A 21517-nucleotide genomic window follows, 5' to 3' on the forward strand; every position below is an offset into this window, starting at 1 on the left:
GTAAATGCTCTAAATAATTCGTGCTACAGCTAGGCGGCGAGTGAGTTTAGCCCTAGGAGCATACATAAGTATGTGACTAGGGTGAACTCATGAAGCCAACAACGCTGTGGTGCGAAGTATGACGAGCATCATCGCAACTTACCGCGCAAGCGCTTAATAGCCTGACTATGAAGCTGACTCACCCTCGACTCCCCCACCTCCAGCACCGCACCAATCTCCTTCAGGTTCAGCTCCTCTTGGTAGTACAACGTCAGCACCATTTTTTCACGCTCTGGTAGCTGGTCTATCGCCGCCATCACTTGCGACTTTAAGCTCGACTCCATCAGCAAGCTTAGCGGGTTACCACCGTCGCTCTCATCCATTTGCGGCTCACAGCTTTCCCCGTGAACTTCATGCCACTCATCGTAGGAAAATAGCTGGCTATTATTGGTATCTAGCAGTGCTTGGCGATACTCTGCAAGGTCAATATCCAGCGCTTTAGCGATTTCTGGCTCCGTCGCGCTGCGCCCCAGTGATTGTTCCAGCGCGCCAATGGCCTTGGTCATTTCCCTTGCTTGGCGGCGCACGCTGCGCGGTACCCAGTCACGGCTGCGCAGTTCATCAAGCATTGAGCCACGAATACGCTGCACCGCATAGGTGGCGAACGATGCCCCTTGGGTAACATCGAAACGTTCCAATGCATGCAATAAACCAATGCCCCCCGCTTGAATTAGGTCGTCGATATCAACACTGGCGGGTAGTCTAACTTGCAGTTTCAGGGCTTCATGGCGTATTAGAGGGTAATAACGCTCCCATAGGCTATTTTTATTAATCACACCTTCGGCAGTATACAAATCACTCACAACCTGAATCACCCTTCAAGCTTTATAAAAGGTACCCATTATCTGTGTTGGTTTTGATTTCAATCCGTAGAGTAAGGCACTAAATGTGGCTTTATTTCCCTTATCCTAAATAGGTAAAATTTGAATATTCACGAGGTTAATGGTTGTTTTAACACAATTTTCAGGGGGTTTTACTGGTAATACAAGTGGGAGTAGTTGTTTTGTTGAAAGGTGGATTTGTCATTAAATTGCAGATTTTGATTTTAGACCTTGCCATTGACTGTAGGCTTAGTTAGCCACCCTTAAAACAAATAAAACTATTGGTAAACAACAAGCGCGCTTGGCGCTATGCATCATAACCAAGGTAAACATAGCATTTGCTATGGGAAGTAATGACAATGAAAATAATCGGACTAATAGATTATATAAAAAATATAATTCTTAAATCTATTTAATATTAATTAAACATTGAAATTATTCAGGCTAACAAGGTAAAAAATTACTATTTGACAGATTTAATTTACATAATGTATTTTTACATTCACCAATGTAACGGCAGATGAGTTTAATTAAAAAATCAAGTATGACCTTTATGAAATAATTAACTTTTAATTTTAACTTAAACCGTTAAGAATAAAAATGGCATACAAAATATATTTCTTTTATTTTTTCTTTCTTTTCCCAATGTGGATATCCAAAACATTGCAGCCCATCTATTGGGAACAGAAGGCGCAATTGAAGTTATTTTCAATTTCATACGTAATGATGGCGGTTGCGGGGGCGTGCTCACTATTTTATGCCAAAGGGCTATCCCGATTTGGTACTAAGACTGGTTTAATTGTGGGCTTTTTCCTGTATGGGTGTGGCCTTGTTCTTAGAGCCTATCCCACAGGGATGGCTATCGCCGTGACTTCAGGTTTGATGGCAGGGATGGGTGCGAGTATTATCGCTATTGCGCTAAAATCACTAATTTTTAATATTGATAAACAGGAACAAAATAAAGTCCTGCTACACACCGATAATTTAAGCACAGTTGCACAAAGCCTTGGGGCTTTTATTGCAGGAGGGCTAGTGACGATTTTATCAATTATCGATCAAACTCCATATCGTTCCGCCTTATTGATTAGCGGGGTCATGGTATTAATCGCCATAGTAGCCATTCCTTCATTAAAAATACCAAAAACTGAGAAACCATTAGTGAAAAAAGGTTCCCCAAAAGGCATTTCATTTTTTCCTTTTCTCAGTAAAGCAGATTTAATTTTATTTATTGCATTTATTATCAGTGGCGCCAGTTGGGCACTGATCTTTCCCATTATTCCTGTGTATTTAAAAAACATGCATTTTTCAGATGCGAATGTTGGCCTTGTGATGTCATTAGGCGTTATTTCTGGGTTAGTACTCAAGAACCTTTTTATGTTTATTTTTTCTGACAAAGATAAACCTATCTCATTACTCGTTTTTTCTGGTTTATGCATGCTGATGCTCTATGGCATGTTTTGGTCGATAAAATTTAGCTCCCCGATTGTTTTCGCCATCTCGGTTATTGCCATGTATATGTTTAGAACCGTTTGCTCACTATTAATTAATTTGGTTGAGATGGAGATTGCCCGCAAAGGGAATGCCGAACATATTTTTGGTTTAATACAAACCGCATTTTTAACAGGGGATATATTTGGCGGAATCGCCCTACCCTATGTTTATGAGTCTGGTTTTCTGGTTAACACCCCTCTCGTTATTATTATTTTTATTCTGTTATCAAATATATTAATTTACGCCTGTGCCAAAATTAACACTAAAACGTATGCGGAGTTTAACTGAAATACTACAGCGAGCCCTAAATAACTCGTGTTGCGGCTAGGCGACGAAGGCGGTTATCCCGATGAGCGTACATAAGTACGTGATTCGGGTGACTGACTGACGGCAACACCCTTGTAGTGCAAAATATGACAGGCAAAGAAAAGGCCAGCAATGCTGGCCTTCAGTATCATTAACCAATTACGAATTAACGTAACAGGCTCAGAACACCTTGTGGAACTTGGTTAGCTTGTGCTAACACAGCAGTACCTGCTTGTTGCAGAATTTGACCACGGCTCATGTTAGAAACTTCTGTTGCGAAGTCAGCATCTTGAATACGGCTACGTGCTGCGCTCAGGTTGTTAACAGAGTTGTTCAGGTTATTGATGGTAGACTGCATACGGTTTTGGAATGCACCAAGTTTAGAGCGGTAAGTGTCTACCGTCGTTAACGCATCATCTAAAGTAGATAATTGCTTATCAAAATCAGCCTTTGCTTCTTCTGCTGTTTTAGGATCTAATTTTACTTCAGCTTTAGCGTTCAAGGTAAAATCAGCCGTTGTCGCTGTCGTGCCATTAGCCTGGAAATCTGATTGTGCTACTTTATAGTATGCATCATCTTTTTTGGCATAAATTTGACCGTTCTCACCCTTATGGAAAGTAACGTCTGCTCCAGCATCAACTATAGTAAATGTTGCATTACCTGTTAGTTCCTTGATTTGCGCAGCAGCAGCAGCCTTTTCGTCAGCATCGCCAGTGGTTGCATCTAATTTATCCATATCAGATAAGATATCACCCTTGCCAACTTTAAACTTATCAATACCTAATTCTTCTAGGTTGATTTTCTTCATATCTAATTCGATACTTTCTTTATCATTTGCACCAACCTGAAAACTCATTTTATTTTCTGATGCTAATACATTGATTCCATTGAACTGAGTTTGGTCAGAAATACGAGTTATTTCATCCATGCGATCTTTAACTTCCGCTTGGATAGAAGCAATATCACTTGATGAGTTAGTACCGTTTTTCGCTTGAACAGTCAGTTCACGAATACGTTGTAAGTTATCGTTGATTTCGTTAACTGCGCCTTCCGCAGTTTGTGCGATAGAAATACCGTCATTGGCATTACGAGAAGCTTGGGTTAAACCTTTAACGTTTGCAGTAAAACGGTTAGCAATCGCTTGGCCTGCTGCATCGTCTTTAGCGCTATTGATACGTGAACCTGAAGATAAACGTTCAATTGCAGAACCTAATACGCCTTGTGAACGGTTTAAATTGTTCTGAGTAGTCAGAGACAGAATGTTAGTGTTAATAACTTGTGCCATGGTAATGTCCTTGTTATTCAAATTAATAAGTTAAGCCTATGCGCTTAACTGAGTGATTTTCGTCAGCAATATGTTTATCGGCTGTAACCAAAACCCCTTTAGGCTTTTTGAATAAAAATTTCATCAATAACGGCAAAACCTGCACGGGAAGCCGCTTTTTACTTTATTATTTTGCTTGGAATTATTTTATTTTTATCAATTTTCGAGTTATTTACCCCTAATAAGGATAAATACCTAGATTTACCTCGTTACTTCCCGCCATCGTTGTTTTTCAGAATAGTCTAAAATTTTGCTCCGTTTTGCCGATAAGACTCTAAATAGACTCTATTTCAGAGTTAATAACACAGGCATAGACTCTAAATCATTCGGGTTGCAGGTAGGCGACAAGTGAAGATAGGCCGATGAGCATACACAAGTATGTGATTCCGCTAGCTGAGCGAAGTCAACACCCCTGCAACTTGAAGGATGACGAGAATAGCGTAGGAGAAAACATGGCAGGAATATCCACACTCGGTATCGGGTCAAACTTAGATTTAAATGTACAAATGGACCAATTAGAAGCGATGGAGCGCCGTCGTTTAGAGCCATTAACCACCCAGAAAGCCAGTTATGACGCACAAATTAGTGCCTTTGGCAAAATGCAGTCATCCTTAGAAAAACTAAAAAAAGCCGCTGAAGACTTAAAAAAATATGGCGATATCAGCACCACCAAAGTCACTGGTGAATATAAAGCCTTTGATGTAAAAACGGACGGTAAAGCTGTCGCAGGTGTGCATGATGTGTTAGTTACACGGTTGGCAAAAGCGCAAACTATTGCCAGCCAAGGGCAAACTGATAATAAAAAATTATTAGGCAGTGATGCAGATGAACGCACCATTACCATCACTCAACCTTCACAAAAAGAATCTAAAGACAAAATCGTTATCAAACTTGATAAAGAGAGTACCTCTTTAATCGAGATTGCAGATGCCATTAATAAAACTGATAAAGGCGTCACTGCCTCCGTCATTAAAGATAAAAATAACGAATATCACCTCGTCGTGACGTCCAAAAAAGAAGGTACAGAAAACCGTATTAGCATTAATGTGGATGGTGATGATGAACTTGCTAAAATACTCAATGTTGAATCGGTGATGGATGATAAGGGTGTCGTTACCTTAAATACTGATAAAGACAGTGGTATGGTGCAGAAAGTTGCCCCACAAACGGCTTTACTGGAAATTGACGGTTTTGAGTTGGAATCACAAACCAATGAAGCCAAAGATCTCTTCCCTGGTTTAACCCTCACCCTGAAAAAAGAAAGTGAAGAAGGTAAAGCTGACCATTTAATCGTTTCTGAAGATATCGAACCGGCTAAAGGCAAAATTAAAGCGTGGGTGGATGCCTATAATGAATTCCAAAATTTAGCTCGCGAACTGACTAAGTACACACCAACAGAAAAAGGCACGGCACCGGATAAAACCAATGGCCCACTGATTGGTGATTCTACTTTACGCATGATCCAAAGTACCCTGCGCACGCAAGTTCGCGTCCCACAAGCTAGCGGTGAAATTGATACACTTGGCAAAATGGGTATTAAGCAAAAACTGGATGGCACCTTAGAAATCGATAATAAAGTGCTGGATAAAGTCCTGAAAGAAAACCCATCTAGCGTCAAAGTGTTTTTTGCTGGGGACGGAAAAGAAACGGGGTTTGGCACCGAAAACTTTAACTACTTAAAAGACACCTTAGATAGCAAAGAAGGCACGCTACATAACGCCACCGATGGTATCCAAAAGAAAAAGAAAAGTTTAGATAAACGTATTGAGCAGACCAATAAGCAAATCGAAAACACCATGGATATGTACCGTCGCCAATTCCAAAACCTCGATAAAATGATGACGTCGCTCAACAGCACCAGTAATTCATTAGGCCGACTTTTAGGTTAAAAAATATGTATCAACGACACGCACAGCAAGCCTACCAACAAGTCGATTTGGAGAGTGAAATCACCAATGCGACCCCGTACCAGCTGATCCAAATCCTGTTTAAAGGGGCGCTAAGTGCCCTGAAACGCGGGGAGATTTTTATGCAGCAAGGGAAGGTGGCTGAAAAAGGTAAAGAAATCTCAAAAGCTATCGACATCATTGACACTGGGTTAAAGCAGTCGTTAAATTATGAAGCTGGCGGCGAACTTGCGGAAAATTTAGCAAGTTTGTATGAGTATATGACAATGCAGCTACTCCGTGCCAACCTCGAAAACAACGTGGCTTATGTCCAAGAAGTTTACCAGTTACTCTCCGATATCGCCTCTGCATGGCAACAAATCGGTGCAAATGTGGATGAAAGATAATCAGGTGGACAATAAAAATCCTATCGATTTACAAGAAATATACCGTAATGTCTTAGTATTAAGTGAAAATTTAGTTGCCTTAGCGCAATCTGGGGAATGGGAGACACTGGTCTCCCGCGAAACGGAGTACGTCCTGGCGGTGGAAAACCTCACCGCGTTAACGCAAGCGTTCGAAGAACAGCAGCCAATCACTGAGGAATTTATTCAGTTATTGCATAAAATTATTGAAAATGAACGTGTGACTAAAGAATATTTACAACAGCATTTAAACTTTTTAAGCAAAGAAATTAAGCAATTAGACCAAAAACGGGTGCTCAATAACAGCTATGGGCAATTCGATGAGACTGACGCCCCGTTGGTTATTCGCCCTAGGGAATAAAATTTGTGTGTCAGGCCAACAAACCTGACACGCCTCTTCCAATGACTATTGCTGCTGTTTTAAACGTTGCTGTTTTTTCAGCTTTTTAAGCAGCATATTGCGTTTTAACGTGGATAAGTGGTCGAGGAACACTTTACCGTGCAAGTGGTCGATTTCATGTTGCATCACGATGGCTAAAAACTCATCGCTATCCACCTCAAATTCTTTACCGTGTCTATCAAACGCTTTCACTTTCACACGTAAGAAACGGTCGACATCCGCGTAGATTTCAGGCACTGACAAGCACCCTTCTTGGTAACTGGTTTCCCCTTCGCTTTCGACGATTTCAGGGTTGACAAACACCATCGGTTCATCACGGTTTTCCGAAATGTCAATCACCATAATGGATTTGGTTTCAGCAATTTGCGTAGCAGCAAGGCCAATGCCATTATCAGTGCTGTACATGGTATCGATTAAATCATCGATTAACGTTTGTACCGCGGCGAAATCCGTCACAGGGCTGCATTTAATGCGCAGTCTTTCATCGGGAATTTCAATAATTTCTCTTACTGCCATAATTCAAATCCTATTAATTCAGTCTTTATTCTTAATAATTGAATCTATTGCTCAGCCAAATTATCTAAACGAACAAAGTTGCATAAGCAAGCACCCCAACACCGCGCGTTAAACACGTTAAGAGGAGATAGGCTTGCACGCCTTTTTCTAATGAATGGCCTAATAAATAAGTATGGAAAACATTATCAACTTTTTCATTTGCCAAAAATAGGCAAAAAATGACATTGTGATTTAACCTTGCTCGCACCTTGATGCTTTTTTCGCTTCTTCGCTTGACCAAGCAATTTAAAATTTCGTGTAAAAACAAGGTACAATGCGGATTGGCAGAAAAATACCATGTTATTTAACAAACTTCACCTAAAATATGCAAAAAGTGTCATTTAAGCAATTAATCATTTTACAATTATCTATCGCTAACAATTTCTCATCACCTGTTTAAATAACACTGGAGTTAAACTATCCCACTGCCAATATCCCGAATAAACAGCTTTGTATAAGCGATTTATCATTTAAGCCAAAAGCCTATAGCATACTGGTGTCATTCAGACGATGACACATATTCAAACGATAACAAATAAAACAGAAAATAAATAAAACCACCAAACAAGCTAACTCTGGCATTGCCTCTGTCGCGACAATGAGTAATATCCCCTATTCCCTAAACAGCCGATTCAGTGCAGGGTTGGTATCGGCCGTAATCAAGACGGCAAAGTACTTGCCGCTGGGATGCAATACCCAGTTAGGCAAAATGTAAACCTACGTAGTTCTATTGCGTGAAATAACGCAAATAACCCAGTAATTAATGCGGTGCCGCTGTCGGCTGGTAAGCTGGGTAAATACAATACGTATTTTCTTCTACCAAAGTCTCAAAGTACGTTAAAGTGGTAAAGAAAATAGAGGATGCCGCCTACGCTGTGTAATAGGGTTACGCAGGCTTAGCCATCCTCTATTTAAAATATATTCAAGGGCATTAGCAATGCAAAGTAAATATACCATTTGCAAATACGCCTTAATGGGGACGCTTTCATACTTTTTCTTTGTGAAAACACAGGTAAACGATTGCAGTTGATCTAGGTTGTGAATTCAGAGAAATAACCGCAGATACAAATTGCAACCAGGGGATCAGCTGGATACAATGCTTGCCTTTGTTTGCTCTCATCTCTATTGATAACCCAAATAATCTTGATTTATTAATATGTTAACGCAAACCTTCATTAAAAACATGCGTGTTTCTGATTTAATCAGCTCAAAAGCTGAATCGAGACAACAAGATATTTGTTTTTATTAAGCATAACAATGCTGCACTGAGTAACCATAAGCAACCGCCTAAGGTTCTCTGAAATTGATTAACCCTAATTTGAAGTCGCTATTGTGAAATTACTTTTTTGTCTTTCGTTAACTACTGCAATTCTCTCGGGCCTTTGGGCATGGGTCGCTGATTTACTTGGCTTAATTGGCTGGGCAGGATTTCTGGGCTGTACGGCTTACTTTGCCTACCCGAAAGATGGCATCAAAGGCCTTGGTATTACCGCACTAACCGTTAGCAGCGGTGTTGTGTGGGGATTAGTTATCTTACATAGCGGTAGCTATTTGCAAAACTTGCCGAGCTTTATCGGCTATTTCGTCACAGGATTTGTGGCCTTTTTTATGTGCATTCAAGCAAAAAAACAGTGGTTGTCATACATCCCTGGAACCTTTGTCGGTACCTGCACCATTTTTGCTGCACAGGGGGCATGGCTGATCACCATTCAATCATTACTAATTGGTATAGTGTTTGGTTTTTCCATGAAGAAAAGTGGAATGTGGCTGGCTGAAAAGTGACAAAAAAAGCCGCTTTTAGGCGGCATAAAAGAATAAATAAAACCAAGGGAATTTCAAACAAGATTGATAGTACCTTAAATTCGTATAACAACAATATATAACATAATGATTTTATTAATAATTAATTAGAATAACGACTAAGTAAGCTTACATAGCTAAACGAAGAAAATGAAGTAAATATTGTTAACGAAATGATAAAAAATGAATATAAGATTCATTTTTTGATTAAGTAAGCTTATCTAACTACTCAATAAATAATTTCATATGAAACTATTCACATCATTATTAGTTAAATTCAGATTTATCTGTATGCTAATTAAGAGTTAAATAATGGAAAGATTAGATTGACTTAACATAAATAATAGTTTGGCTAAAAATAAAATCTTACTAGGGCTGGCGATTATTCGATATTTCTCGTTTATGAGAAAGAAAAAAACCATAAAAATAATATAGTTACCAATGGAATTCTTCTTTTTTAGAACCGACACTGCGTTTTCATTTTCAACCAAAAGTTTTGTTGGCAAATATTAAAAAACTCTTTTCTTTTTGGGAATATTTTCAGACCATTCTCTTCGACTAATTGCCAGATAATCCAGCGCTCAGGGCATTGACTATCACAGGTAAATTCCGCTATTTCAATTTCCTCTGTGCATAAAAGTACGACCCCATCCGCAAATTGCCATTGGCGAGTTTTAATAAACACTTCAGATAAACTATCTTGCTGTTGTTGGTTAACAATTAATGTGCAATTCTTAGCAACTAGGGCTTGAGATATATAATGAGAAAGCATGCTAGTTTTCTATCTATAAAGGAAGTTTAGAGATCTTACGATTTAATTTGCTGCGCACAACAGCTATTAGTGACAAATCGCCTTTTTTGTGATCATTTTTAATAAAAACCAGTTATAACCTTAAGAAATAGTATCATTTGACTTAAATTAAGGAAGAACACATGAATTACCAAATTGTGACCATCAACGAAAGCCCTACTCTTATTTTTCAAAATCTACCAACGCAAATTAATGACTTACTTAATTTAGTGATGGATGCATCATTGACTGAAGGGATAAAAACAATTGCATTACCCGTTGATCAGCTAGCCCCTGCGTTTTTTACACTCTCCTCAGGCTATGCGGGGGAATTACTGCAAAAACTAACAAATTACGCCATTCATACGCTCATTATTGGGGATATTGAGCACGTTAAAAAACAAAGCAAACCCTTTAATGACTTTGTTTTGGAAGCAAATAAAGGCCATTCAATCAACTTTATTAACATGCTGTAAAGTTTGATAAACCATAAATTAGGTGGTCAGACGGTAGCTTTCATTCACCAAGGACATCAGCTCTGCAGCATTTACCTCCGCCCCTAGCTTCACGGTCACCCAATGTTCTTTATTCATATGGTAGGCGGGGTAAATCCCTTTTTGTAACCGCAATGAGCCCACTAACTCGGGCGGTACCTTGATATTCACAATATCAATTTTTTCCTCTCCTCCACCTTCGACTACTTTTTTTGCAGCAATATCCATAATTACCGCAAACCATTTTCCGTTATTGCCGTGTTTAAAGGTCGCAAATGTGGGGGCTCTTGCCCATGGGTACTCAGGGATAACACCATAATTATTTTGAATATACGCGATCAATTCATTTCGGTTCATCGTGGGCTCCACCCGCGCGTCTTAGTGAGCATTATTATAAAGGGAATTTTATCGTGAACCTAATCAGGCCCACGATAATTTTAGTGAAGTTCAATGCGTTACTTTAAAATATGGTCTGCCACTAAATAGCCCGAAATGGCATTAAGCCCAGCACCTGGCCACGTCGCAGCACCGATCATCCACAAGTTTTTAATCGGCGTTTTATATCGTGAATGCCCAGGGAAAGGCCTAAAAAGATAGTTTTGACTGAGTTGATGGCTGCCCGATACACTGTCACCATTCACCAAGTTACGGTTATGCCGCATGAGATCTGCTGGGGATAACACTGCATAATCAAGGATATTCTGTTTGATATTCGGCGCATAATCCGCAATTTTATCAATCACACGTTCGGCATATTGCTGCTTCATTGAGCCCCATTCCCCCATGGCAATTTCATTTCGGGAATCCGCCGTCGGTGCAAATGGCAGTGCTCTGACTTGTACCCACAAAGTTTCTTTTCCTTCTGGTGCACGTGTTCTGTCACTACGACTTTGTTGCCCCACCACCAGCATTGGGCTATCGGGCAAAATCCCCCTTTGGGCTTGGTCAAAGGTTGCGGAAATATCGTCTGTATACGGGCCAATATGTACATAACCAAAGTTAGAAAAATCTTCCCCTGCATTCCATTCAAGGGGTTTATCCAATGCAAAGTGCAACATCATCGTACCCGCACCATAACGATAACGCTTCGCTTTTTGAATATAATTGCTCGGTAAGTGCTGCTCTTTGATCAGCGAGTTAACGATTTGTGTTGGTGTAATATTACCAATAACCGCTTTTTTCGCACCAAAAGTTTGACCCGATGTGGTTTTCACCCCGATCGCTTTACCATTTTCGATAATAATTTCAGTGACCTCTTTTTGAGTCAGCACTTTCCCGCCATGATTTTCAATAATTCTGGCAATACTGTGCATTAAATTTCCCACGCCACCACGGCTAATGGAGAGTCCATTAAGATGGTCACTTAAGCTTTCTAAAAATGAAAATGTTGCTCCACCTGTTACATCAGGCCCATAATCAAGGTGAAAAGCCCAAGGAATAAATAATGCGCGAGTTTTTGGATGCGTAAAATAGTCTTCTGAAAATTGCCGTGTGGATTTAAGAATTAATTGCGCCAAATTAAGCGATTCCCCCATGCCTAAATGTCTAACCATGGAAAACAACTGCTTAGCTGCTTTAAAAGATGGCAACTCCATTTGCATTAATGGTGCAAAATGCCCAACGGTTTTTTGAAAATAACTGAGTAACGCCCAAAAGCTGTCTGCATCTTGCGGAGAATATTTGCGAAACATCGCATCGGTTTTAGCTCGGTCTTGGTAAACACCTATCCCATCGCCATCTGGAAATACATTGGAGTAAGGGCGGTCACTGGTCACGATATCAAAACCATTTTTATGCAGTTCACTTTGATATTCTTGGTAAAACGGTGATCCTAAAAATAACCCGATATTGGTTGCATACAAATCATGGTGGAAACCAGGCTGCGTAATTTCAGCGGTACGAGCCGCCCCGCCTATTGTCTCTTCACTTTCTAATACAACAACTTTAAGCCCTTTGTGCGCAAGCTTTGCTCCAGCAACGAGGCCATTGTGACCACTGCCAATAATCACCACGTCATATTGCTCATCCATTCTATTCCCCTTAATTCTTATTGTTAGCTTGAGGCCAGACCCAAGTGTCAATTTACATTTAAGCCTTTTAAGTTTAGATAATGAATTAGAAAAGCTAGATTATTTTTCGATTTATCTCATGCAATCTACCATTGAAACTATACTCTTATATTTCAATTAGATAAAACCTCAATAACAACATATCATTTAACTTGTCATACTCAAAATTGTTTGATTTTTTCAAAAAAGAAACTCTGTTGGTTTTTGTCTATTATTAATTATTTCGCATACCCACTCTCACAACATGAGAATGGTAAAACATTAAATCCAAATAAATTGTATAAAGACAACTGTAATCTGTTTATTGTTTTAATAATACAGTTTCAATCATCATACAAAAATAAAGATGTAGTTATTCAAAAACAATTAAAAACCACATTAAAATAATAAAAACCATATTAGTTACTCAAAAAGTATTTGAATTACCTGATTTTAAAAGTAGTTAAAACGACGTTTTAGATAGATAATAACTTGTTCATAAAGGAAAAAACCTATAAAAATAGTATATTACATGGCTATCAATAGCATGTAAAAGTTTAATGTTCCACATTAAGTCCACAACGCTAACGCCAGATAAATTAATGGTATGTTATATCAATCAATTAACTATTAATGCGATACAACTACACATTAGAATAATATAGTGATATAACAACCCATGTTATTTTAATAGGTCTCAGATTAAGAATATCAAGTTACTAAATATCAGTACAACAAAATATTACATACATTGTATGGTGGAATAACCGATGAAAGATCTTATTTTAGGGGGAACTGTTTTTATACCAGGGATCATACTCGTATTTTTTCTAGGGTTCTTTTCATGGCTAATCTTTAGGACTATTTATATAAATTTAATGAGCAAATATGAATATGCTGGGAACCTATTTGATATCTCTATGTTATTTTTATGTATTTTATGCATACACTTCATTATTAATTCGTAGTTGGTAAAAATGAATATCAGAAAATATTTAATCATCGTTCTCTCTTTGTTCATCATTATTTCCTCTATTTATTTACTATGGAACCATTATGCACTAAGCCCGTGGACTCGTGATGGCAGGATAAGAGCTGAGATCAACCAAGTGACCGCTGAGGTTTCAGGTAAAATTGATAATCTTTTAATCATTGATAACCAAGAAGTTAAAAAAGGTGATTTGTTATTAATTATAGACCCGACAGATTACGAAATTAAAGTTCGCCAATCTGAACTCGAACTCAACGAACTGGTTATTCAACATAACTTTGCAAAAAACCAACTCGCTAGGCGTACAAAACTAAACCAAGTCGCCATTTCAAAAGAAGAGCTTGAAGATGCTCAGTCTCGGCTAGCGAGTCTGACCCAAAAAATAGAATTGGCAAAAGTAAAGATAAACAAAGCAAAACTTGATCTTTCAAGAACGCAAATAACCTCCCCCGTAAATGGCTTTATCACGAACTTAAACCTTAGAACGGGTAATTATATTAATGCTGGCTCGCCTTTATTCGCAATTGTAGATAAAGACTCCTACTATGTTATCGCCTATTTGGAAGAAACTAAAATGACAAATGTGGTTATAGGAGACAATGCAAAAATACAGCTATATAGCAATAACAATGAATTAAGCGGAAAAGTACAAAGTATCGGCCGTGCAATTGATGATAATAACTCATCAACAGGTAACCAACTATTAGAAAATGTGCAGCCCAATTACCCTTGGGTTAGGCTAGCGCAACGTGTACCAGTCAAAATATCGCTGAAAAATAGTCAAAATATATCTTTGATCCCAGGAACAACTTGCACTGTATTTATTGAAGAGTAAGCAATGAAATTAAACTGGTTATTTGCAATCAAGTATACATTAGCTATTTTACTTGCTTGGTTTTTATCCTCTTATTTTGGTTTTGATAAGCCATATTGGTCGATGATGACCGTTGCTATTATTGGCTATCCAGACCCATCGCTAAGCTTAGCTAAAATGGCTGCAAGGCTATCGGGTAGTGTTATTGGTGTCATTGCTGTTACTCTCATTGCCAATATCAGTATTAACGATCATTGGATTTTTACTGCATTAATCATTATTTGGTTATCGATATGTCTTTTTATGACATTAATTTCGCGTTATATGATGCCATATCTGTTTTCGTTATCGGGTTACACCTCCGCAATCATTGCTTTCGGTACGTCAGTATTTCCATTACCAATGACAATTTTTAACTTATCTCAAGAACGGTTAATGGAAGTGATGATAGGGATTGTCGTGTACACTTTTATAACCTACTTACTGCCTAATCAGTCGAATATACCTCAAACAAAATTAATTGATAAAAAAATACAAACAGAAAAAAAACAGTTATTATCAAACCTGTTCAAACAAAGAAATGATAAAATTCATACAAGCTTAAAAAATGTATTAGAAAGTAGCATTAGTTATGATGAAACAAGTCAATATGAAAGCCATTTTTTATCGTTTAAAACAGCAAAGCATAAAGCGAAACAGTTACCTATGCTTATCGTTTTCTCTATCATGGGCATGGTTGATAAGCACTTTTTAAAATACACTAGCTACAAACAATTTTTAGACTTTAAAAAGCAAGAGAATGATTTATCTGACAGCAGTTTCTATTATTTTTTTGATTGGAAAGATGCTTTTTTAAATACACTTAGGTTAGTGATCAGTCTGGTTATTAGCGTATTATTTTGGCTAAACACAGGTTGGGAATATGGTTATATACTCCCTGTATTAGTAAGTATTTCATTTACATTTGGCGTGACTATCCCCAATGCAAATAAACTCGCCTTTATTATATTAGTCGTTGCCATTCTAGTGATTATTATCAGCTACATATTGAAGTTTTACTTTTTGATTCAAGCATCTAGTTATTTTCAAGCTGTAATGATCATGGCTCCAATATTTTTAATTCTTGGTGTTTTAAAATCCGTAGGTAAACTCGCCTTTTTGCTCTCTCATGTCGTATGTATTTCCATGATATTTCTCATTAATTTTACTAATCCAATGGATTTTGATTTTTCTTACTTTGCTAACACCTCAATTGCACTTATTTTTTCCATTATCATTGTGATATTGATGCTATATATCATTCCACTGAGTAGTGCTCAGCAAATCGAGTCACGTAAAATGAATTTTATGTTGCAAAAAATTAGTAGCATGACATCTAAAGACCTTAATTCAGATAAATTAAAAAATACGATACTATTGAATATTAGTGCTATTTCTAACCCTAAGCACATTAATAAGCTTTATGTTTTATTGTCCTTAATTAGTCTCTACCAATTAGCTAAGTCACATGATGCCAAAAATAAAATTTTTCATCTTATTCATAGTGTTTCTATAGGTAAAGATAAGAGTTCGATTCTTTTCTCAATAAATTTAGAGGATAAATCAAACGATGATATTAGCTTAAAATATAGTCATAAAATTCTTAATTTCTTGCTCTAATTACATAGGAAGTTGGCATGTTTGAATTATTAACTGCAATTGGTATTGGGCTCGCCGTATTATTACCCTTGTCTAACCCATTAACAACTGTTGCATTATTTCTTGGCTTATCGGGTGGAATGACGATTGATGCTCGTAAGAAAACCATAAATACAACGCCGATTTATGTTTTTTTTATTATGCTTGTTTCATGGTATTCAGGCCAAGCGATTATGAATACGTTTGGTGTTAGTATTCCAGGGTTAAGGATCGCAGGCGGTTTTATTGTCGCTTATATTGGCTTTAGAATGCTATTTCCCGTTGTTGAAGCCAACAAAAATAATGATGAAGCAAAGATATTAGATAACACCTCTAGTATTGCTTTCGTTCCTTTAGCTATGCCAAGTACTGCGGGACCAGGGACAATTGCAATGATCATCAGTATGGCCTCATCTGTCATCACAAATGAAAGTGAATACCCTCATTGGGTTGTTTTAGTTGCTCCACCATTAGTTTTTTTCTTATTCTCTATTATTCTTTGGGCCTGTTTGAAAAGCTCAAATATGATAATGAAATTTTTTGGAACAAGTGGCATCGATGCAATATCAAGAATAATGGGATTTTTATTAGTTTGTATGGGAGTGCAGTTTATTATCACAGGAATTGGTGAATTAACCCGATCTGGCTTCTTTTATTAACTATTTTCCTATAACCATAATTAAACTAAGACAAAATTAAACGGACTGAGCCCTGTCATATACAGAGTTCAGTCCTTAAAGGCAGATTAAGTTATTGTCTAGTTTTATGGCGTCAGTTCACTTTTTAGGGAGCCTGCAAGCTGATTTACTTAAACCCCTAATGCCAATACATTAATGAAATAATTCCTAGTTCGATGACAATAATGCTTATAATAAATACATTTAGTCAGCCTTATATACAACAAAACCTCGCAGTGCGAGGTTTTAAATAATATTCTAATTGGCTATTAATAAGCCTAAGGTTTTATCGCACTTTTACAAAAGTGTGAATAATTAAACCTAAATAGATTTTTATTAATTTTTACAGTGCAATTACGTTTGCAGCTGCTGGGCCTTTTGCGCCATTTTCGATAGAAAATGAAACTTGTTGGCCTTCAGCTAAAGATTTAAAGTTATCACTCTGGATTGCAGAGAAGTGAACAAACACATCTTTGCTGCCATCTGCAGGAGTAATAAAACCAAAACCTTTATCATCGTTAAACCATTTTACTGAACCAGTCATTGTATTAGACATAGAATTTCCTTTAATTTTTTTAATTGCCATAAGGCATGTGTTCGTTTGGTTGTTTATTGGTACTTATGGAATTAATTAGAAGGAATTCGCAATGAAGGGGTATCTGAGATAACGCTTAATGGTGAACAACTTTAAACTGACTAGCATAAATAGGCCTGTACTTCCAAACCAGTGACGACATTAAGCCACACATAAAACATAATTGCAATTTTATTTTACACCCTGCCCGCAAACCCATGGGTAATTCCATTAAAAATTGCGCCTAATAGAACACAATTTCCATCTTCATTTTAGACATAAAAAACCCGCCATTTCTGGCGGGCTAAAATTAGTAACACTATGATTTTATATCTTTATTTTCAATCGCGATGACTTGCGTTTTTTCTTCCTCTGGAATTTCATATTCAATATCTAATGCTAATAACCCACCCGATAATTCAGCAGATTCAATTTTCACATTTTTACCTAAATTAAACTCAAGGGAGAACGTGTTTTGCGTAATTCCTTTATGGATCCATTTTTCTGAGTCATTGTTTAATTCAGTAGATTGCTCACCTTGTATGCACAATTTCCCACCTTTCATGGACACCGTTAAGTCATCTTCCTTATAACCTGGCACACTCACTGTTAATTGATAGTGCGTATCGTCTATTTGTTTTAAATTATAAGGATGCTCTGTAGTTAACGGCCGATTACCTGTTAATTGGCTAAACAATCTGTCTATTTGATCAAACCTATTTGAAAGCAAGTTATCTGATAATGTTGGAAATAATGAAAAAGATCGAATGTTAGACATAAACGCTCCTTCAATATTCTATATCGTAAACTAAACCTATATAACCTTGCACCATCAACCTAGTGTGGCGTCATGCTTTAGCTTGGTGCATTATTTATATAAGGCTTACAGCGAATATTTCAAGTTTTCAATGGCACTTTTTTTACACATTTTTATTGGCTATCTTGATATGAATAGGACAACAAATTAGACATATTTGGCGTTATTTGCAGGTTATCTTACAGCCTTTATTAGCGTATAAATAAGATGGGTATCGTCAAAGTGGAATTATGATATTTGATCGCTGGATAACTCAAAGTCACTCAAGCCCATTATTATTTTGAATAAAAATGCCTTATCGTTGCTACTAACACGCCACGATAAGACCATTAATTTATAATATTCAAATAGATAAATAACTCACACTGGCATTGACATGATATGATAGTGTAATTTGATATTTACTAGCATATTCGAGCAATATCGAGTTAGACAGGCAATTGGCCTGAAATATTTACGCTCTTACCGACCTCTTTCGATACTCTGACCGATGAAATAATGTCGCCTACTTTAAAAATCTTTCCGCACTCAATCATATGTTGAATATTCATCTCTCTTGCTGCTCCTTGAGTTTCATATATTCCGAATTGTTTGGGATTGTCACGAGGCAACCTATTCCCGCCACCCAGCATTCAACCGGCTCCATAAAGTGGAACATTTCACCTGTATCTAACTTTGATGTTTTTCATAGCGTCCTGACGCGCTTTATATCTTGCGTGGTGACGTCTATCATTTCAGTGACCTCATAGCCTAGGAATGTATGCTTTAACATCTCCTTGACGGTCTCAGGCGTGAAATTAGACTTGTTCTTACATAGATATTTGCTTATCTCTGTGCACCACAAATGAAAAGTGGCATTCTGAGATAGTGAGCGCTTGTTTTTCCAAGGCTTGATAATGATTCGGTGTGGTTGGTTTGTTGCTAGAACTTCTTTGAGGTGTTTCCATGCTGCGGTTTTGGTTGATTCGAGGAAGAGAAAATCAGCTTCCAAGTGCTTCTCCTTAACTTAAACTACAAATGAATTTTAATTAATAGTAATTCGTATTATCATTAGTGATACTTATGTAATTGTCTAGATAGCAATAATCACTAAAAATCCAAAATTACAATTTCACATGGAGACTAAAATGCCTAATAAAACAAATGATACTTATATATTGAGGTATTCAATAACTATACTTATTTTAGGCCTGACTCCGTTGATAGCCATATTTTTTGCTAGTTTCAATGAGTATTTATCAAATACCTGGCTCAACTCTATATATGAGAAAATACAAAGCCTCCCTTCATCATATTCTCAGACACATCCAGTTATAAGTACTATATTTAGTAACTACATTAAATTGTCACCTATATTTTCTTTGCTTTTTCTTTTCTGTATATGGAGAAAGTTAGAATTAAGCAATGATATTTTAGAAAAAATAAATTTTCAAAGTTGGTTTTATTCATTCTTCCCATTTACACTTATAGTAATATTAGTTATATTTTTCACATACTTTCATAGCACAAATCTATCAGAAAGCTGGAGGTATATTCAAAAAATACCCAAAACTAAAGAACTTCTTTTAATTTACTATTCATTAGCTTTCACTGCAGTATATTTTTGTTTTTGCTTATTTCTCATTTGCTTTATTTATATCCCTTATAAAATAAAAGCCAGAAAGTAAATCTGGCTTTTATTTTATAGTTTATATTTTATCACTGAGCTACCCTAATAAGCTCGTGATTAATTTTATCAACAAGACTGGCGTCAATAAGTGATGATAAATAACTAATAAGAATAATCGCAGCAATACTAGCAAGTGCGACAGGTAATGTTCCTAGCGCCAAAATAGATGCAATGCTACTAATAGTACTAAAAGTAATGCTTAAGGCCAGGCTAGCAGTGTATCCACTTAAAATCATAGCTTCTACTTCAAGCATTAGGGGTTTCCAATTTCCAGTATCAAACCCCTCAGCTGTTTTTTCCCAAACTTTCTCTATTTTTAGTCCTGCATCTAAAACTTTAAAAGCTTTACCTAAGCGATAAAAATTATCAGACAAAGTTTTTGCATGAATCTGTTTAGTTGCATTTGCTATCGCATTACGATCCTGCTTACTAACTTTAAAATTAGGATTTTTCAATACTTTATCCAAATCTTTTAAAGCATCATTAAAACTTCTAATTTTTTTTCCTTGGAAATTTTTCACATCGTTAGCAATTCTATCTGAGATGACTTTATACTCTTTTCCTAACAAAACACTTAGTTTTTCTCCTGAATCGACAATCATTGCACTTGCATCTAGCAAAGTATCTTTTTCAAGCTGTTTTACTCTACTTTTGTTTTTTTCATAATTATTAAAAAACGTATTGGTAAAGCTAATTAAATACTGGTCTAAGTCAGCATCTGTTTTAACTCCTTTACTTTCTAATTCTTTTTTTTGCCTTGCAATTTCTTTCTTTTCAGAGTAAAGAACTTTACTATATTTGGTTTTTTTCAAATTAACTAAAACACCAAATTTATTTATTTTAATATTATAGTTAAAATCTAATACATCAATTGAAAAATCACGAATTTCAGATGATTGAGTTTTATATTCAAGCTCTACTAATTTTGTGACCATTTCTTTTCTCTTGGCATCACCTAAACCTTTATATTTCATCATATCCATGTTTTTAGTTTTGCCAGTTTCTTGCTCTTTATAATCAGTAAATTTTCCATCATCATTTAATTGAACACTATAATTATAACCATGATGGTAAAAATTTATCCTATTAGTTGAGTCAAATTTACTTTTTTTAATATCACGATTAATAGAGTTATAATGCCGTGCATAATCATTTGAAAGCTTATGTGTCACAACTGCATCTTTCACAGGAAGATTTCTGTTGTATGAGTTTTTTTCAGTAGAATTCCCCCCTTTTTTCTTATCGTTTAAATCAACAAAACCTTCAATTTTAGTTTCCATTTTATTAGGATCTTTGATAGCAAGGCCAATAAAAGTCATTGTCCATCTATTTCCATCACCTGGAGCTATATCCAAAGAAATTGATGAATTAGGGTTATCAACAACAGTAATATCACCCACACCATTATCTCGACTATCTCCGTTCCCTTCAGGTCCTGTACCTCTTCCGCCACTATCATTGCTTCCTGAAACAGTTATGCTGTCATTTGAATCATCATAAGCCATAAAAACACCTCATAAATATAGTTTAAATACTGTGTGAATATACAGCCTACCACATTTTGACTTGTTACCCATCTTCACAAATAAAAACAATTAAATTATAAATATCAATAAGTAACATAAACTTAATTATTCAAATAAAAAAAACAGATTGATCAGTGTTTTGCTTTCATTGTTAGCCTGGGAAGATATAGACATGGTCGAGAAGACACTAATGGTTAGGCGCAACATATTTGCTCCATCCAAGTTTTCATATCCCAAAACCAGTGCCGGGACAGATAGGGTCATTCATCTTGTTGATGCTGCATTTAATTGCTTGAAAAACCAATCTGCATATACAAAGCTAACGTAGCAGATAGATATAAATGTAAATACCAGAGAATTTAAAAAAATAAGGAAAGATAAATGCACGTTTGT

The 21517-nt window shown here is 36.6% G+C and carries 21 protein-coding genes; 10 read left to right on the plus strand and 11 right to left on the minus strand.

The genetic code is table 11. From position 1 onward, the window contains the following. Positions 1 to 128: 128 nt before the first annotated feature. Complete coding sequence (locus tag PR808_RS02955) at positions 129 to 842, minus strand: RNA polymerase sigma factor FliA (protein ID WP_206083888.1); 714 nt, start codon at positions 840 to 842, stop codon at positions 129 to 131. 618 nt (positions 843 to 1460) lie between these two features. Here PR808_RS02955 and PR808_RS02960 point away from each other — a divergent pair. Further along, positions 1461 to 2639 carry an MFS transporter gene (locus PR808_RS02960; protein WP_272538666.1) on the plus strand — a complete coding sequence of 393 codons (1179 nt, stop codon included), beginning with the start codon at positions 1461 to 1463 and terminating at the stop codon, positions 2637 to 2639. 184 nt (positions 2640 to 2823) lie between these two features. On the opposite strand, the gene PR808_RS02965 is transcribed toward PR808_RS02960, so the two are convergent. Continuing rightward, positions 2824 to 3942, minus strand: a complete 1119-nt coding sequence (locus PR808_RS02965; RefSeq protein ID WP_272538667.1) for a FliC/FljB family flagellin — start codon at positions 3940 to 3942, stop codon at positions 2824 to 2826. A 491-nt stretch (positions 3943 to 4433) separates the two neighbouring features. Between PR808_RS02965 and fliD the strand changes: the two genes are divergently transcribed. From fliD to fliT, 3 genes are read left to right on the plus strand one after another with little or no spacing between them, the layout of a single operon-like run. Continuing rightward, the gene (gene fliD, locus PR808_RS02970) at positions 4434 to 5870 is read left to right on the plus strand and encodes a flagellar filament capping protein FliD (RefSeq protein ID WP_272538668.1); all 1437 of its coding nucleotides are present in this window, start codon (positions 4434 to 4436) and stop codon (positions 5868 to 5870) included. Positions 5871 to 5875: 5 nt separating this feature from the next. Then, positions 5876 to 6274, plus strand: coding sequence for a flagellar export chaperone FliS (fliS, locus tag PR808_RS02975; RefSeq protein WP_004909969.1), 399 nt, complete (start codon positions 5876 to 5878; stop codon positions 6272 to 6274). Continuing rightward, the gene (fliT, locus tag PR808_RS02980) at positions 6264 to 6653 is read left to right on the plus strand and encodes a flagellar protein FliT (protein WP_206083885.1); all 390 of its coding nucleotides are present in this window, start codon (positions 6264 to 6266) and stop codon (positions 6651 to 6653) included. The genes fliS and fliT overlap by 11 nt, the downstream gene beginning before the upstream one ends. 45 nt (positions 6654 to 6698) lie before the next feature. Here the strand turns inward: fliT and def are convergent, their stop codons facing one another. Continuing rightward, positions 6699 to 7208: a peptide deformylase gene (gene def / locus PR808_RS02985; protein WP_206083884.1), complete on the minus strand. Its 510-nt coding sequence runs from the start codon at positions 7206 to 7208 to the stop codon at positions 6699 to 6701. Positions 7209 to 8579: 1371 nt separating this feature from the next. Here def and PR808_RS02990 point away from each other — a divergent pair. Beyond that, positions 8580 to 9029 carry a DUF1097 domain-containing protein gene (locus PR808_RS02990; RefSeq protein WP_272538669.1) on the plus strand — a complete coding sequence of 150 codons (450 nt, stop codon included), beginning with the start codon at positions 8580 to 8582 and terminating at the stop codon, positions 9027 to 9029. Positions 9030 to 9504: 475 nt separating this feature from the next. Here PR808_RS02990 and PR808_RS02995 read toward each other — a convergent pair whose 3' ends face one another. Further along, a complete protein-coding gene (locus tag PR808_RS02995) occupies positions 9505 to 9819 on the minus strand; it encodes a hypothetical protein (protein WP_272538670.1) in 315 nt (104 codons plus the stop codon). 161 nt (positions 9820 to 9980) lie between these two features. On the opposite strand from PR808_RS02995, the gene PR808_RS03000 reads away from it, so the two are divergent. Then, positions 9981 to 10313 (plus strand): DUF4180 domain-containing protein, encoded by a 333-nt coding sequence (locus PR808_RS03000; RefSeq protein WP_272538671.1) that lies wholly within the window; start codon positions 9981 to 9983, stop codon positions 10311 to 10313. Positions 10314 to 10331: 18 nt separating this feature from the next. Here PR808_RS03000 and PR808_RS03005 read toward each other — a convergent pair whose 3' ends face one another. Both PR808_RS03005 and PR808_RS03010 read right to left on the minus strand, forming a co-directional pair. Further along, positions 10332 to 10688 carry an MmcQ/YjbR family DNA-binding protein gene (locus PR808_RS03005; protein WP_206083880.1) on the minus strand — a complete coding sequence of 119 codons (357 nt, stop codon included), beginning with the start codon at positions 10686 to 10688 and terminating at the stop codon, positions 10332 to 10334. A gap of 98 nt (positions 10689 to 10786) precedes the next feature. After that, positions 10787 to 12361, minus strand: coding sequence for a phytoene desaturase family protein (locus tag PR808_RS03010; RefSeq protein WP_272538672.1), 1575 nt, complete (start codon positions 12359 to 12361; stop codon positions 10787 to 10789). Between the two features lie 995 nt (positions 12362 to 13356). On the opposite strand from PR808_RS03010, the gene PR808_RS03015 reads away from it, so the two are divergent. From PR808_RS03015 to PR808_RS03025, 3 genes are read left to right on the plus strand one after another with little or no spacing between them, the layout of a single operon-like run. Then, entirely contained in the window at positions 13357 to 14205 is an 849-nt protein-coding gene (locus tag PR808_RS03015) for an efflux RND transporter periplasmic adaptor subunit (protein WP_206083878.1), read from the plus strand. A 3-nt stretch (positions 14206 to 14208) separates the two neighbouring features. After that, positions 14209 to 15843 (plus strand): FUSC family protein, encoded by a 1635-nt coding sequence (locus PR808_RS03020; protein WP_272538673.1) that lies wholly within the window; start codon positions 14209 to 14211, stop codon positions 15841 to 15843. Positions 15844 to 15860: 17 nt separating this feature from the next. Further along, entirely contained in the window at positions 15861 to 16520 is a 660-nt protein-coding gene (locus tag PR808_RS03025) for a MarC family NAAT transporter (RefSeq protein WP_206083876.1), read from the plus strand. 361 nt (positions 16521 to 16881) lie between these two features. Here PR808_RS03025 and cspE read toward each other — a convergent pair whose 3' ends face one another. From cspE to PR808_RS03045, 4 genes are all read right to left on the minus strand, one after another. Continuing rightward, entirely contained in the window at positions 16882 to 17094 is a 213-nt protein-coding gene (gene cspE, locus PR808_RS03030) for a transcription antiterminator/RNA stability regulator CspE (RefSeq protein WP_206083875.1), read from the minus strand. A 337-nt stretch (positions 17095 to 17431) separates the two neighbouring features. Continuing rightward, positions 17432 to 17890 (minus strand): Hsp20 family protein, encoded by a 459-nt coding sequence (locus PR808_RS03035; protein ID WP_206083874.1) that lies wholly within the window; start codon positions 17888 to 17890, stop codon positions 17432 to 17434. Positions 17891 to 18357: 467 nt separating this feature from the next. Continuing rightward, positions 18358 to 18561: a hypothetical protein gene (locus PR808_RS03040; protein ID WP_272538674.1), complete on the minus strand. Its 204-nt coding sequence runs from the start codon at positions 18559 to 18561 to the stop codon at positions 18358 to 18360. A gap of 53 nt (positions 18562 to 18614) precedes the next feature. Next, a complete protein-coding gene (locus PR808_RS03045; protein WP_272538675.1) occupies positions 18615 to 18920 on the minus strand; it encodes a recombination protein NinB in 306 nt (101 codons plus the stop codon). Between the two features lie 136 nt (positions 18921 to 19056). Here PR808_RS03045 and cui point away from each other — a divergent pair, with 136 nt between their 5' ends. After that, positions 19057 to 19596 carry a colicin immunity protein Cui gene (gene cui, locus PR808_RS20665; RefSeq protein WP_442960045.1) on the plus strand — a complete coding sequence of 180 codons (540 nt, stop codon included), beginning with the start codon at positions 19057 to 19059 and terminating at the stop codon, positions 19594 to 19596. A 31-nt stretch (positions 19597 to 19627) separates the two neighbouring features. Here the strand turns inward: cui and PR808_RS03050 are convergent, their stop codons facing one another. Next, positions 19628 to 21103, minus strand: a complete 1476-nt coding sequence (locus tag PR808_RS03050; protein WP_272538676.1) for a colicin-like pore-forming protein — start codon at positions 21101 to 21103, stop codon at positions 19628 to 19630. Between the last annotated feature and the right edge of the window lie 414 nt (positions 21104 to 21517).

The organism is Providencia sp. PROV197 (assembly GCF_028479625.1).
In the GTDB taxonomy this organism is placed as follows: domain Bacteria; phylum Pseudomonadota; class Gammaproteobacteria; order Enterobacterales; family Enterobacteriaceae; genus Providencia; species Providencia vermicola.

Excerpts from the sequence above, each read along its gene's own strand:
- def (WP_206083884.1), bottom strand. The coding sequence starts at position 7,208 with ATGGCAGTAAGAGAAATTATTGAAATTCCCGATGAAAGACTGCGCATT.
- PR808_RS03040 (WP_272538674.1), bottom strand. The coding sequence starts at position 18,561 with ATGCTGGGTGGCGGGAATAGGTTGCCTCGTGACAATCCCAAACAATTC.
- PR808_RS02965 (WP_272538667.1), bottom strand. The coding sequence starts at position 3,942 with ATGGCACAAGTTATTAACACTAACATTCTGTCTCTGACTACTCAGAAC.
- fliD (WP_272538668.1), top strand. The coding sequence starts at position 4,434 with ATGGCAGGAATATCCACACTCGGTATCGGGTCAAACTTAGATTTAAAT.
- PR808_RS03020 (WP_272538673.1), top strand. The coding sequence starts at position 14,209 with ATGAAATTAAACTGGTTATTTGCAATCAAGTATACATTAGCTATTTTA.
- cui (WP_442960045.1), top strand. The coding sequence starts at position 19,057 with ATGCCTAATAAAACAAATGATACTTATATATTGAGGTATTCAATAACT.
- PR808_RS03025 (WP_206083876.1), top strand. The coding sequence starts at position 15,861 with ATGTTTGAATTATTAACTGCAATTGGTATTGGGCTCGCCGTATTATTA.
- PR808_RS03010 (WP_272538672.1), bottom strand. The coding sequence starts at position 12,361 with ATGGATGAGCAATATGACGTGGTGATTATTGGCAGTGGTCACAATGGC.
- PR808_RS03035 (WP_206083874.1), bottom strand. The coding sequence starts at position 17,890 with ATGTCTAACATTCGATCTTTTTCATTATTTCCAACATTATCAGATAAC.
- fliS (WP_004909969.1), top strand. The coding sequence starts at position 5,876 with ATGTATCAACGACACGCACAGCAAGCCTACCAACAAGTCGATTTGGAG.
- PR808_RS03050 (WP_272538676.1), bottom strand. The coding sequence starts at position 21,103 with ATGGCTTATGATGATTCAAATGACAGCATAACTGTTTCAGGAAGCAAT.
- PR808_RS03000 (WP_272538671.1), top strand. The coding sequence starts at position 9,981 with ATGAATTACCAAATTGTGACCATCAACGAAAGCCCTACTCTTATTTTT.
- cspE (WP_206083875.1), bottom strand. The coding sequence starts at position 17,094 with ATGTCTAATACAATGACTGGTTCAGTAAAATGGTTTAACGATGATAAA.
- fliT (WP_206083885.1), top strand. The coding sequence starts at position 6,264 with ATGAAAGATAATCAGGTGGACAATAAAAATCCTATCGATTTACAAGAA.
- PR808_RS02960 (WP_272538666.1), top strand. The coding sequence starts at position 1,461 with ATGGCATACAAAATATATTTCTTTTATTTTTTCTTTCTTTTCCCAATG.
- PR808_RS03005 (WP_206083880.1), bottom strand. The coding sequence starts at position 10,688 with ATGAACCGAAATGAATTGATCGCGTATATTCAAAATAATTATGGTGTT.
- PR808_RS03015 (WP_206083878.1), top strand. The coding sequence starts at position 13,357 with ATGAATATCAGAAAATATTTAATCATCGTTCTCTCTTTGTTCATCATT.
- PR808_RS02995 (WP_272538670.1), bottom strand. The coding sequence starts at position 9,819 with ATGCTTTCTCATTATATATCTCAAGCCCTAGTTGCTAAGAATTGCACA.